9 protein-coding genes are annotated in these 12,810 nt (G+C 72.3%); 4 read left to right on the top strand and 5 right to left on the bottom strand.

The genetic code is table 11. The features are described 5' to 3' along the window. Positions 1 to 67 precede the first annotated feature (67 nt). The 4 genes from KBX21_RS17430 to KBX21_RS17415 all read right to left on the bottom strand — a co-directional run bounded on the left by KBX21_RS17430 (position 68) and on the right by KBX21_RS17415 (position 2,890). On the bottom strand, positions 68 to 700 hold the full coding sequence (locus KBX21_RS17430; RefSeq protein WP_210842541.1) for a class I SAM-dependent methyltransferase: 633 nt from the start codon (positions 698 to 700) through the stop codon (positions 68 to 70). Positions 701 to 800: 100 nt separating this feature from the next. Continuing rightward, positions 801 to 1,394 (bottom strand): regulatory protein RecX, encoded by a 594-nt coding sequence (locus KBX21_RS17425; protein ID WP_049571660.1) that lies wholly within the window; start codon positions 1,392 to 1,394, stop codon positions 801 to 803. Further along, positions 1,387 to 2,514: a recombinase RecA gene (gene recA / locus KBX21_RS17420; RefSeq protein ID WP_049571657.1), complete on the bottom strand. Its 1,128-nt coding sequence runs from the start codon at positions 2,512 to 2,514 to the stop codon at positions 1,387 to 1,389. The genes KBX21_RS17425 and recA overlap by 8 nt, the downstream gene beginning before the upstream one ends. Before the next feature lie 181 nt (positions 2,515 to 2,695). Then, entirely contained in the window at positions 2,696 to 2,890 is a 195-nt protein-coding gene (locus KBX21_RS17415) for a DUF3046 domain-containing protein (RefSeq protein WP_026129574.1), read from the bottom strand. A 120-nt stretch (positions 2,891 to 3,010) separates the two neighbouring features. Here KBX21_RS17415 and KBX21_RS17410 point away from each other — a divergent pair, with 120 nt between their 5' ends. The 3 genes from KBX21_RS17410 to KBX21_RS17400 all read left to right on the top strand — a co-directional run bounded on the left by KBX21_RS17410 (position 3,011) and on the right by KBX21_RS17400 (position 9,907). Continuing rightward, on the top strand, positions 3,011 to 7,597 hold the full coding sequence (locus KBX21_RS17410) for an ATP-dependent helicase (RefSeq protein ID WP_210842540.1): 4,587 nt from the start codon (positions 3,011 to 3,013) through the stop codon (positions 7,595 to 7,597). A gap of 104 nt (positions 7,598 to 7,701) precedes the next feature. Further along, positions 7,702 to 8,181, top strand: coding sequence for a GNAT family N-acetyltransferase (locus KBX21_RS17405; protein WP_210842579.1), 480 nt, complete (start codon positions 7,702 to 7,704; stop codon positions 8,179 to 8,181). A gap of 79 nt (positions 8,182 to 8,260) precedes the next feature. Beyond that, complete coding sequence (locus KBX21_RS17400) at positions 8,261 to 9,907, top strand: serine/threonine-protein kinase (RefSeq protein WP_210842539.1); 1,647 nt, start codon at positions 8,261 to 8,263, stop codon at positions 9,905 to 9,907. A gap of 100 nt (positions 9,908 to 10,007) precedes the next feature. Here the strand turns inward: KBX21_RS17400 and KBX21_RS17395 are convergent, their stop codons facing one another. After that, entirely contained in the window at positions 10,008 to 11,222 is a 1,215-nt protein-coding gene (locus tag KBX21_RS17395) for an ROK family transcriptional regulator (protein ID WP_049571646.1), read from the bottom strand. Positions 11,223 to 11,480: 258 nt separating this feature from the next. Between KBX21_RS17395 and KBX21_RS17390 the strand changes: the two genes are divergently transcribed. Next, positions 11,481 to 12,758: an extracellular solute-binding protein gene (locus KBX21_RS17390; RefSeq protein WP_049571644.1), complete on the top strand. Its 1,278-nt coding sequence runs from the start codon at positions 11,481 to 11,483 to the stop codon at positions 12,756 to 12,758. Positions 12,759 to 12,810 lie beyond the last annotated feature (52 nt).

Below are 12,810 nucleotides of genomic sequence, written 5' to 3'. Positions count from 1 at the left end.
GTGTTCGCCGCCGCCCTGCCGGGGTGGGGCCCGTCAGGGAGCCGTGCGCACACGGTCACTTCGGCGATCACCGGTCGAGGCGGGCCAACAGGTGGGCGTCAAGGAAGCCCCGCTCGGAGGCCGGATCATGGATGAGCCGGGCGACCACGGTGAGACCAGCCTCGGCCAGCAGTTCGGCGAACCGTTCCACAGGCCAGCTGTGGGCGGGGGTCACCTTGTGGTCGAAGCGAACCGGCTCGGGTCCGTCGGTGGCGAAGAACGAGACCAGGAGCAGCCCCCCGGGCGCCAGGACCCGCACCTGCTCGTCCAGGAGCGCCGGCAGTTCCCCGGGCGGGGTGTGGATCACGGAGTAGTGGGCCAGCACACCGCCGAGCGCGCCGTCCTCGACCGGTAGGGTCTCCATCCGCGCCCGCTCGAACCGCAGGGACGGGTACGTCCGCCGTGCGTGGTCGACCATGGCGGAGGAGAGGTCCAGCCCGAAGGCGTCCAGACCCAGTTCGCGCAGCATGGCCGTCAGGTGTCCGGGCCCACACCCGACGTCGGCCGCCAGCGGGTTCCCCGTCCCGCGCACCAGTTCGGCGAAGGTGCCGATCATGTTCCGCGAGAACGGCTGTGTCTCCAACCGTCCCGCGAACATCGACGCGTACAGCTCGACGACCCCGTCGTAGGCGGCCCTGGTCTCTTCCTGGTGTTCCGTCACAGAAGAGGAAGCTAGCATCCGCGTGCGTGCACGGCGCCCGGGGCCGAAGCGGCCCCGGCCCGCCTGCGGCCCGGGTGGGGCGGGGTTGGCTGAGTGGGCGCTAGAGGTCGGGGTGGTCCGGGTCGGCCTCCAGGCCTTCCTGTTCCATCTCCTCGCGGACGATGCGGTAGGACAGGCCCCCCGGGTAGCCCTTGCGTGCCAGGACGCCCAGGGCACGGCGGATGCGGGCCTCCTTCTCCCTGCTTCGGCTCCCGCGCAGGCTCTTGCGGGCCAGCACGCGGGCGGCCTCCTGCTCGTCCTCGTCACTGACCTCGGCGACCGCCTCACGGACGGTCTCCTCCTCCACCCCCCGGGTGCGCAGCTCCTGGGTCAGGGCACGGCGGGACAGGTGCCTGCCGTACTGCCGGGAGGTGACCCAGGCCTGGGCGAAGGCGGCGTCGTCGATCAGTCCGGCCTCATCGAGGCCGTTGAGGACCCCCTCCACCACCTCGTCCGGGTACTCCCTGCGGTGCAGGGAGCGCTCCAGCTGGGCGCGGGTGCGCGGGGAGTGGGTGAGCATCCGCAGGACCAGGTTCCTGGCCTTGTTCTCGAGGTCCGCTCCGGGCTGCCCGCCCGGAGCGGTCTCCTCGTCGGCGCTCACCGGATCGGCCTCGGCCGGTCCGGTGCGGTCGGGTGACCGGCGCCGCTCACGCATCCGGGGCGGCGGCCTTGGTGGTCTTGGCCGCGACGCGCTTGGCCGGGGCCTTGGGCTCCTCGGCCTTGACCGGGTCGGCCTTGGGCTCGGCGGGGCTGGACGCGCTGGAGGCGCTGTCGTCACCCTGTCCGGGGATGCCCAGCTTCTCCTTGATCTTCTTCTCGATCTCCTTGGCCACGTCCACGTTCTCGCGCAGGAAGTTGCGGGCGTTCTCCTTGCCCTGCCCGAGCTGGGTGCCGTCGTAGGTGTACCAGGCGCCGGACTTGCGCACGATGGCGTGCTCGACGCCCAGGTCGATGAGGCTGCCCTCGCGGGAGACGCCGACACCGTAGAGGATGTCGAACTCCGCCTGCTTGAAGGGCGGAGCGACCTTGTTCTTGACGACCTTGACGCGGGTGCGGTTGCCGACCGCGTCGGTGCCGTCCTTGAGCGTCTCGATGCGGCGCACGTCCAGGCGGACCGAGGCGTAGAACTTCAGCGCCTTGCCACCGGTGGTGGTCTCCGGCGAGCCGAACATGACGCCGACCTTCTCGCGGAGCTGGTTGATGAAGATCGCGGTGGTGCCGGTGGTGTGCAGGGCACCGGCGATCTTGCGCAGCGCCTGGGACATGAGCCGGGCCTGGAGGCCGACGTGGCTGTCGCCCATCTCGCCCTCGATCTCGGCGCGGGGCACCAGGGCCGCCACGGAGTCGATCACGATGATCGAGACGGCGCCGGAGCGGATGAGCATGTCGACGATCTCCAGCGCCTGCTCACCGGTGTCCGGCTGCGACAGGAGGAGGTTGTCGGTGTCGACGCCGATCTTCTTGGCGTACTCGGGGTCGAGCGCGTGCTCGGCGTCGACGAAGGCGGCGATGCCGCCCATCTTCTGGGCGCTGGCCACCGCGTGCAGGGCGACGGTGGTCTTACCGCTGGACTCGGGGCCGTAGATCTCGACGACCCGGCCCTTGGGCAGGCCTCCGATGCCCAGGGCGACGTCCAGCGCGATGGCGCCGGTGGGGATCGCCTCGATCGGCGGACGGTCGTCGTCCCCCAGCCGCATGACGGAGCCCTTGCCGAACTGCCGCTCGATCTGCGCGAGCGCTGTTTCGAGAGCCTTGTCTCGGTCTCCAGATGCCACGGGATTCCCCTGTTGGGTTGATGCCTTTTTCTTCATGATGCGCATGACGCTACGCGGTCGCTACGACAATCGCGACGCTCGACGTCCGCCCACCGAGAACCCAGAGTACCCGAACTCATGTTCGAAATCCGGTACGAACCCCTGGCGTCCCGGTTTTTACGTGTGCTTGGGGAAGGTCGGCTCAGCGGACGGAGGCGGGAAGGTCGAACGCGTCACACACGGCCCGCCACACCTCCTTGGCCGAGGTCCCGTCGGCCAGCGCCTGGTTGACCGTGCGGGAGCCGAGCTTCTCGATGACGTAGTCCTTGGCCAGGCTGTCCGCGTAGGCCTCGCCGAACTGGGCGTGCATGTTGTGCCAGAAAACAGTGAGTCTCATCGGCCCCAGTATGGGTGACCGGAGGGAGCCGCTGGGCCTCGTCCACAGGACGAGTTCCGCCGGTCCGCGGTCCCGGGTGTCCTGCGGCGATCTGTCGGACCCCTTGGGCAGACTGGTGCGATGAGCGGAGCGACCGATCCCCTGGCACCCTTCGGCACGGCGACCCGGGCCTGGTTCGGTCGGGCCTTCCCGGACGGGCCCACGGCCGCACAGACCGAGGCCTGGCGGACGGTCGCCTCCGGCAGGGACACGCTGGTGGTGGCGCCGACCGGGTCGGGCAAGACGCTGTCGGCCTTCCTGTGGTCCCTGGACCGGCTCACCCACGCCCCGGTGCCGACGGATCGCTCGAAGCGCTGCCGGGTCCTGTACGTGTCGCCGCTCAAGGCGCTGGCTGTGGACGTGGAGCGCAACCTCCGCCAGCCGCTCGCGGGGATCGCCGCGGCCGCCGAGGGCGGTGGGGAGGTCCTGTCACCGGTCACCGTGGGGGTGCGCACCGGCGACACCCCCGCCCAGGAGCGGCGCCGGATGGCGACCCACCCCCCGGACGTCCTCATCACCACGCCCGAGTCCCTCTTCCTCGTCCTGACCTCCAGGGCCCGTGAGGGCCTCTCCGGGGTGGAGACGGTCATCGTGGACGAGGTGCACGCCCTGGCCGGGACCAAGCGCGGCGCCCACCTGGCGCTGAGCCTGGAGCGCCTGTCCGCCCTGGTGGACCGCCCGGCCCAGCGGATCGGCCTGTCCGCCACGGTGCGTCCGCGGGAGACCGTCGCCGCCTACCTGAGCGGCACCGGTGGGGGATCCGCCGGAACCGGTGGGGGATCCGCCGGAACCGGTGGCGCCGTGATCGTGGCGCCGCCGGACACCCCCCGCATGGACCTGCGCGTGGAGGCGTCCGTACCCGACCTCGACGAACCCGGGAGCCCGGCCGCCACGGCCGAGGGCCTGCCCCCGGACCCGCGCGCGGGCAACACCATGAGCCGGGGCTCGGTCTGGCCGCACATGGAGCGCCGGGTGCTGGATCTGGTCGAGGCCAACCGCTCCACCATCGTGTTCACCAACGGCCGTCGCACCGCCGAGAAGCTGTGCGCCCGGCTCAACGACCTCCACGCCGAACGCGTCGACGGCGGCCTCCCCGACGAGGAGGTGGCCGCGCAGGTGATCGGCCAGTCCGAGCAGAGCCGGGGCGGTGACCCGGTGATCGCGCGCGCCCACCACGGGTCCGTGTCCAAGGCCGAGCGGGAGCTCATCGAGGACGACCTCAAGGCGGGGCGGCTGCGGTGTGTGGTGGCCACCTCCAGCCTCGAACTCGGGGTGGACATGGGGGCGGTGGACCTGGTGGTGCAGGTGGCCGCTCCCCCGTCGGTGGCCAGTGGCCTCCAGCGGGTCGGCCGCGCGGGCCACCAGGTGGGTGAGACCTCCCGCGGGGTGTTCCTTCCGCAGTACCGGGGCGACCTGCTGGCGACCACCGTGGTGACCGAACGCATGCGCGCGGGCGGGATCGAACGGCTGGAGATGCCGCGCGACCCCCTGGACGTGTTGTCGCAGCAGGTCGTGGCCATGGTGGCGATGGACGACTGGACGGTGCCCGGGCTCGCCGCACTGGTGCGACGCGCGGCGCCCTTCGCGGACCTGAGCGACGCGGTGCTGGAGTCGGTGCTGGACATGCTGTCCGGCCGCTACCCCTCGGACGAGTTCGCCGAGCTGCGGCCACGCCTGGTGTGGGACCGAGGCGAGGACGTGCTGCGGTCGCGGCCGGGCGCCCAGCGGCTGGCGGTGATCAGCGGCGGCACCATCCCCGACCGGGGCATGTACGGGGTGCACCTGGCCTCGGAGTCGACGAGCAGGGCACCGACCCGAGTCGGTGAGCTGGACGAGGAGATGGTGTACGAGTCGCGGGTGGGCGACGTGTTCGTGCTGGGCTCGACCTCGTGGCGGATCGAGGCGATCACCGCCGACCGCGTGATGGTCTCCCCCGCCCCCGGACGGCCGGGCCGGATGCCGTTCTGGAAGGCGGACGCGCTCGGACGCCCGGCCGAACTGGGCCGTGCGGTGGGCGCGATGACCCGTGCACTGGCCGAACGCGACCAGGTGGCGGGGCGTGAGTTGGCCACGGCCGCCGGGCTGGACAACTGGGCCGCCGACAACCTCGTGGAGTACGTGGCCGACCAACGTGAGGCGACCGGCAGCGTGCCGGACGACCGAACAGTGGTGATCGAGCGCTTCCGCGACCAGGTGGGCGACTGGAGGGCGGTGGTGCACTCACCGCTGGGGGCCCGGGTGCACGCGCCGTGGGCGCTGGCGATCGCCGGGCGGGCCCGGGAACGGTTCGGGACGGACGCCCAGGTGGTGCACGGTGACGACGGGATCGTGCTGCGGCTGCCGGACGTGGAGTCGGGCGGCATCCTGCGGGCGGGTGAGCTGGCCGACCTGGTGTCGTTGGACCCGGAGACCGTGGAGGCCGTGGTCACCGACGAGCTCACCGGGTCGGCGCTGTTCGCGTCCCGGTTCCGTGAGTGCGCCGCGCGGGCGCTGCTGTTGCCACGGCAGCGCCCGGACCGGCGGATGCCGTTGTGGCAGCAGCGGTTGCGGGCCCAGCACCTGTTGTCGGTGGCGGGCCGCTACGGGTCGTTCCCGATCGTGTTGGAGACGGTGCGCGAGTGTCTGCGGGACGTGTTCGACGTGCCCGCGCTGGCGGAGGTGCTCACTGACGTCCGGGCGCGTCGGATGAGGGTGGTGGAGGTGGAGACCCCGCAGGCCTCGCCCTTCGCCCGGTCACTGCTGATGGAGTACACGGCGGCGTTCCTGTACGAGGGTGACGCCCCCGCCGCCGAGTTGCGCGCGCAGGCGCTCACCCTGGACGCGTCGCTGTTGGCGGACCTGCTGGGCAGCGCGGACCTGCGGGAGCTGCTGGACCCGGAGGTGGTGGAGCAGACCGACGCCCTGTTGCAGCGGACCGCCGCACCGGTGCGGGACCTGGAGGGTGCGGCCGACCTGTTGCGGGAGGTGGGGCCGCTGACCACCGCCGAGGCGGACGAGCGGGGTGCGCTGCGGGAGTGGCTGGCCGAGTTGGAGGGCGCCGGTCGCGTGGTGCGGATGCGGGTGGCCGGGGCCGAGCGGTGGTGCGCGGTGGAGGACACGGCCCGGCTCCGCGACGCCCTGGGAGCCGTGCCCCCGCCCGGGGTCCCGGAGGTGTTCCTGGAACCGGTGGCGGAGCCGGTGGTGGACCTGGTGTCGCGGTACGCGCGCACGCACGCGCCGTTCACCTCGGCGCAGGCGGCCGGGCGGCTGGGACTGGGCCGTGAGGTGGTGGAGGGCGCCCTGCGGGAGCTGTCCGGGCGCGGCAGGGTGGCCCGGGGCGGGTTCCGGCCCGGAGGCAGCGGTACCGAGTGGTGCGACGACGACGTGCTGCGCCGTCTGCGACGGGGTTCGGTCGCCCGGTTGCGCAGGGAGGTCGAGCCGGTCGAGCCCGGGGCGCTGGCCCGGTTCGCGCCGCTGTGGCAGCGGGCGGTTCCCGACGCGCGGCTGCGGGGACCCGACGCGGTGTTCGAGGCGGTGGAGTCGCTGCGCGGTGCCCCGTTGGTGGCCTCGTCCCTGGAGTCGACGGTGCTGGCCGCCCGGGTGGAGGGTTACGCCCCCGTGGCCCTGGACTCGCTCACCCAGGCCGGGGAGGTCGTGTGGGCGGGGACCGGGGCGCTGCCGGGTGAGGACGGCTGGTTGACGCTGGTCCCGGCGGACGAGGCGCCACTGCTGCTGCCCGATCCCGTCCCGCCGGAGGAGGGCTCGCTCGCCGAGACCGTCCTGGATGTGCTGCGGGAGGGCGGGGCGCTGTTCTTCCGGGACGTGTCCCACCGTGTCGCCCGCGCTCTGGGCGGGGCGGTGGTCTCCGACGCGGACCTGGTGGCGGCCGTGTGGCGGCTGGTGTGGGCGGGGTGCGTCACCAACGACACCCTGGCCCCGCTGCGTGCCGTGCTGGGGGCGGGCCCCGTCACGCGGCGCGGCTCCTCCCGGGCCAGGCGACGCCCGGTCATGCCCACGCGGTCCGGTCCTCCCACGGCGGCGGGTCGCTGGTCGGCCCTGCCGGCGCCCGACCCGGACCCGACCCGCCGCACGCTGGCTCGGGTGGAGGCGCGGCTCGAACGCGACGGGATCCTGCTCAAGGGACAGCAGGGTCGGGGCATCTCCTCGGACGAGTACCGGGTGCTGCGCTCCATGGAGGAGGCGGGTCGGGTACGCCGGGGCTACTTCGTGGAGGGGTTGGGCGGTGCGCAGTTCGCGCTGCCCGGCGCGGTGGACCGGCTGCGGGCGCTGTCCGGTGAGGAGCCCGGCGGACCGACGCCGCCCGTGGTGCTGGCCGCCACGGACCCCGCCAACCCGTTCGGCGCCGCGTTGTCCTGGCCCGCGGGTTCGGCGGGTGTGGAGGCGTCCCACCGGCCGGGCCGGGTGGCGGGCGCGCTGGTGGTTCTGGACGGCGGTCGGCTGACCCTGTTCGTGGGCCGGGGCGGCCGGTCGGTTCTGACCTTCGGTTCCACCCCGGCGCTGCTGGAGCGGGCTGCTCGCAGGGTGGCGGATCTGGTGCTCTCGGGCGCGGTGGAGTCATTGACGGTGGAACGCGCGGACGGCGCGGAGGTGTTCGGCACCCCGGTGGACACGGCCCTGGTCTCGGCCGGGTTCCACGTCACTCCGAAGGGGCTGCGGCTGCGGCGGTGAGCCCGGAGGAATCCACTGGCCGAAGCGTCGGGTGATGCGCGAGGATCACCTCGATCGCTCGAACCCGCACGCAGGAGGTGGCCTTGCCACTCGTCATCCGTCCCATGGGACCCGAGGACACCGACGCCCTGGTGGAGGTCTCCCTGGCAGCGGACACACTGTTCGCCGAGGCCGGGCTCGACCTCCCGCCGGACGACCCCAGGGAGATGCTCGACCACGTGGAGCGGGTCCTGGTGGCCGTCACCGACCAGGGCGTGTGTGGCCTGGCCGCCACGGTCACCCTGGACGACGCCGTCCACCTCGAACAGCTCGCCGTCCACCCCGACCACGGTCGGCGCGGGATCGGAGGGGCGCTCCTGGAGACCGTCTGCACCCGCGCGCGGGAGGACGGGCACACACGGGTCACCCTCACCACCTTCCGGGACCTGCCCTGGAACGGCCCCTGGTACGAGCGCCGGGGCTTCGAGGAGCTGCCACGGGCCGGGTGGGGTCCCGATCTGGAGCGACAGTGGCAGGCCGAGGAGCGGGCGGGGATCACGGTCCGCCCCAGGATCGCGATGGTGCGGCCGCTCGGGGACGGCTGACGGGCGGCGGGTCCGCGACCGCCCCCGGGACGGCACCCTTCGTATTCGTCCCGCTTCGCGGTTTTGAGAGAATGGGTCCATGCACCCCACCGATCCCCCGGACCCCTCGGGCCCCACCGCGAACCTCAACCAACCCTCCCCGCGCGGGTCGGTCGGTCGTTACACGTTCCTGGGGGAACTGGGCAGCGGGGCCATGGGCACGGTGTGGCGCGCCCACGACACCGGGCTGAACCGGGAGGTCGCGGTCAAGGAGGTCCACCTCCCCCACGACATGCCCCCGCGTGAGCGTGAACGCGCCCGCGCCCGGATGGTGCGCGAGGCCCAGGCGGCGGCTCGTGTCTCCCACCCCTCGGTGGTGACCGTGCACGACGTCCTGGACGAGGGCGGGGTCACCTACATCGTCATGGAGCTGCTGGACGGTGAGTCGCTGCGGGAGCGGCTCAGGCGCGCGGGTCCCCTGCCCGAGGCGGAGGTCGAGCGGATCGCCCGTCCCCTGCTGGGCGCCCTGTGGGCCGCCCACCGGGCCGGGGTGATCCACCGCGACGTCAAGCCCGCCAACATCATGCTGAGCGAGGGCGGCGCCCGACCAGTCCTGACCGACTTCGGCATCGCCAACCTGCCCGACCACGAGGGCACGGCGCTGACCGGTACCGGGACGATCCTCGGCACGGCCGCCTACGCGGCCCCCGAACGGCTGGAGGACGACGAGACCAGCGCGGTCTCGGACCTGTGGAGCCTGGGCGCCACCCTGTTCGCGGCGCTGGCCGGGGATTCCCCGTTCAAGCGGGACACGCTCACCTCGACCCTCACCGCGGTGCTCACGCAGCCCGTCCCGCAGGTGCCCGCCCGTGGCCCGCTGGCCGCCGTGGTGAACGGGCTGTTGGTGCGGGACCCCCGGCGACGACTGCTCCCGGAGCGGGCGTTGGCGCTGCTCGACTCGCACGCTTCCGGCCCCCATACGCCCCCCGTGCGCCAGGCGCCGCCAGTTCCGTCTCCGACTCCCCCGGTGGCCCGCCCACGGCGTTCCCGTGCTCCGCTGTGGATCGGCGCCGCCGCGCTCGCGGCCCTGCTGGTGATGGGTGTTCTCACCCTCCCGGCTCTGCTGAACGACGGGTACGGCCCCGAGGCGGGGAGCGCGTCCCCGGAGGAACCGGCACCCGAACCGAGCGACGCCCCCTCGGACTCCGCGTCCGACGACGCCCCCGACCACCTCTCCGACGACGCTCCCGAGGGTTTCGCCCGCCTCAGCGACGGCGTGGTCGAACTCGTCATGCCGCAGGACTGGGTGGTGCGCGACGGGGACTTCCAGGGCGGCGGCGAGTCGGCCACCCGCCTCTCGTCCTACGAGCTGGAGATCGGGGAGGAGGACGCGACCGCCACGGTCATCGCCACCGAATACGACTTCCTGGTCCGCGACGCCGAGGGCTCCATGGTGCGGATGGAGGAGCTGCTCCAGGAGGACGAGGAGTTCAGCGACGTCCGACAGCAGCGGTTGGAGACCGAGGAGCTGGGGGCCGGCGTCCGGAGCGCCGTCTACGAGGTGCTGTTCCGCCACGAGGAACGCGACTCCCCGGAGCGGTGGATGTTCACCCGCGAGATCAGCGACGACAACCGGGGGATCGCCTACCGGATCAGCTTCAACTTCCCGGCGGACCTCCGTGGCGACCACCAGGACGAGTTCCAGGCGGTGATCGACTCCTTCGGGCCCGACACCGACCAGGACTGACACCCGGGGGCCGTCGCTCCCGGGGCTGGCACCGCTGGCGCGGCGCGTCCGCGCGCCCCGGCGGGTGAGGGTGCCGGGGCGCGCGGACGGGTGACGGGATTCAGACCGTGGAGGAGAAGACCTCGTCGCGGGCGCGCTCCAGAGCGTGCAGGAGGGCGCCCCGCACCACCGGACTGCCCTCGACGGTGCCCATGGCCACCTCGGTGACGTTGGGCGCTATCCGGGCGGTGGCCGCCTGGACCCGCTCGGCGAGCCTGGGGCCGCCCGCCTTGGCGACGTCGCCGCCCAGGACCACCAGCCCCGGGTCGATGATCACGCTCACCGCCGCCACGCCCCGGGCCAGCCTGTCGGCGAAGGCGTCGAGGAAGGCATCGCTCTCGGGAGTGTCGCTGCCCGAAGCGGCCGCCACGACCTCGGTGACGTCGTCACCGGGGATACCGTGCTCGGCGGCGAGCTGGACCACCTGCTTGGCCTTGACCAGCGCCTGGAAGCCGTGCGGCAGCTCCCGGTCGCCTTGGGCCGCAAGCGAGTCGTACCCTCCGGACAGACCGACGTCGACCGGCATGGGGGCGCCGGGCACCGGCAGGTAGCCGATCTCCCCCGCGCCTCCGGAGCGGCCCCGGAGGATGCGGCCGTCGATCATCGTGGACATGCCGACCCCGCCAGCCGCGCTGAGCCAGATCAGCACGAACTCGTCCACGCCCTCGGCCGCGCCCTCGGAGTACTCGGCCAGCGCGGCCAGGTTCACGTCGTTCTCCAGCATGACCGAGCGCTTGAGGTCGGTGCGCAGGGCCTCCAGGACCCCCTCGTGCCAGGACATGAGGTCGAAGGAGAAGCGGATGTCGCCGGTGCGCGGATCGACCACGCCGGGAGTGCCGATCACACACGCGCGGACCTTGTCGAGTGGGACCTCCGCGGTCTCGGCCAACCTCATCACCGCGGTGTGCACCAGGGCGACGGGGTCGTCGGAGGCACTGGGGTCGACCGTGACGTCACTGATGATCCGGCCGGTGATGTCGGCGATCGTGGCGGTGACCCGCCCCGCGCTGACGTCGAGGGCCGCCACGTAGGCGCTCTCCGGAACGACCGCGTAGAGGGCCGCGTTGGGTCCCCTGCCCCCGGCCTGGCTGCCGACGACCCGGACGAGGTCGCGTTCCTCCAGGCGGGAGAGAAGCTGGGACGCAGTCACCTTGGACAGGCCCGTCCTCGTTCCGAGTTGGGTCCTCGTGAGCGGACCGCCGGACAAGAGGAGTTCCAGTGCCGCGCGATCGTTGAGCTGGCGCAGCAGCCGGGGAGTCCCCGGACGTTGAGACATAACCGTGACACCTCACCCTGTTTTTATTAGGAAAGTTTCCTGTTAATTTAGCTGACAACCTCACAGGAGGTCACGTCCCGGCAGGTCCGAGGCAGTGTTCGGGCCACCGGTACCCGCGCCGGCGGGGCGGCCACAACCAGTGCTGTCCCAGCACACCCCCCATAAGAGACGTCGAGGCGCCCGGGTCCGTTCATGATCCCAGGTCGTTTCGAGCACAGGCGCCGAGCCCCGGCGACGTGCGAAGGGAGATACGTTCACATGAGGTTCCCCAAGATCGCTCTGGCCTCGGCCGTGGTGATGCTCGCGGCCGCCTGCGGCAGTGGCGACGGCAACTCTTCCGGCGAGACCCCCGATTCCCTGACCGTGTGGGTCATGGGCACCTCCCAGGACGAGCTGGTCGCCTACTTCGAGGAGGCGGAGAGTCGTTTCCAGGAGCAGTACCCGGACACCTCCGTCAACGTCGAGTTCATCCCGTGGGGCGACGCCCAGGAGTCGATCACCAACGCCATCGCGGGCGGTGACGCTCCCGACGTCCTCGAGGTCGGCAACGACCAGGTCTCCAACTGGGCGTCCCAGGGCGCGCTGCTCGACATCGGCGGCCACGTCGACGAGTGGGCCCCCGCCGCCGACATGGACCAGGAGGCCCTGGAGTACGGCACCTACAACGGCGTCCAGTACGGCATCCCGTGGTTCTCCGGCGTGCGCACCCTGTACTACCGCGCCGACTGGCTCCAGGAGATCGGCCACGAGGCCCCCGAGACCTGGGACGAGCTCATCGAGGTCTCCGAGGCCATCGAGGAGGAGTACGACGTCCCCGGTTTCGCCGCGCCCACCGACTTCACCAACGGCATCGCGAGCTTCATCTGGGGCAACGGCGGTGAGATCGCCGAGCAGGACGGCGAGGAGTGGACCGGCAGGCTCACCGACCCCGCCACCGTCGAGGCCGTCGAGTTCTACGCCGGTCTCACCACGGACGGTATCTCCCCGCAGAGCTACGTCGGTGAGACCGAGCTGGTCGCGCTGGCCGACATCGCCAACAGCCAGCTCGGCATGTACATCGACGGCGGCTGGGCGCTGGGCTCCATGGAGGAGCAGGCCGAGGACCCCGAGGTCCTGGACAACATCGCCTCCGCCCCGATCCCCGGCGCCGACGGCATCGCCCCGGTCTTCGCGGGCGGTTCGGCCCTGACCGTCTTCGGTCTCACCTCGTACCCGGACGAGGCCTTCGACCTGCTCGGCGTCCTGGGTGACCAGGAGGGCGGCAAGGCCTACGCCGACGTCGCGGGCTTCTTCCCGGCCTACCCGGAGCTGCTCGAGGCGGACGAGTACCAGAACGACCCCGCCCGCTCGGCCGCGGCCACCAGCATGCAGAACACGCGCTTCTTCCCCAGCACCCCGCGCTGGAACGCCGCCGACCTGGACAACAAGATCCTGCCCGGCGCCGTGCTCGACATCGTTCGGGGCGGCGACCCCGAGGAGGTCCTGGAAGGCGCCAACGAGCAGCTGACCACGATCCTCAACGAGCCGGTCGAGTAGGAAGCCCCTCCCTTCTGTGCACAGCCGTGGGGGGCGGGCGCGGCGCCCGCCC

Source organism: Nocardiopsis sp. B62 (genome assembly GCF_018070675.1).
Taxonomy (GTDB): domain Bacteria; phylum Actinomycetota; class Actinomycetes; order Streptosporangiales; family Streptosporangiaceae; genus Nocardiopsis; species Nocardiopsis prasina.
The sequence above is the reverse complement of the archived record's forward strand: the minus strand, read 5'-3'. Positions and strand labels throughout refer to the sequence as shown.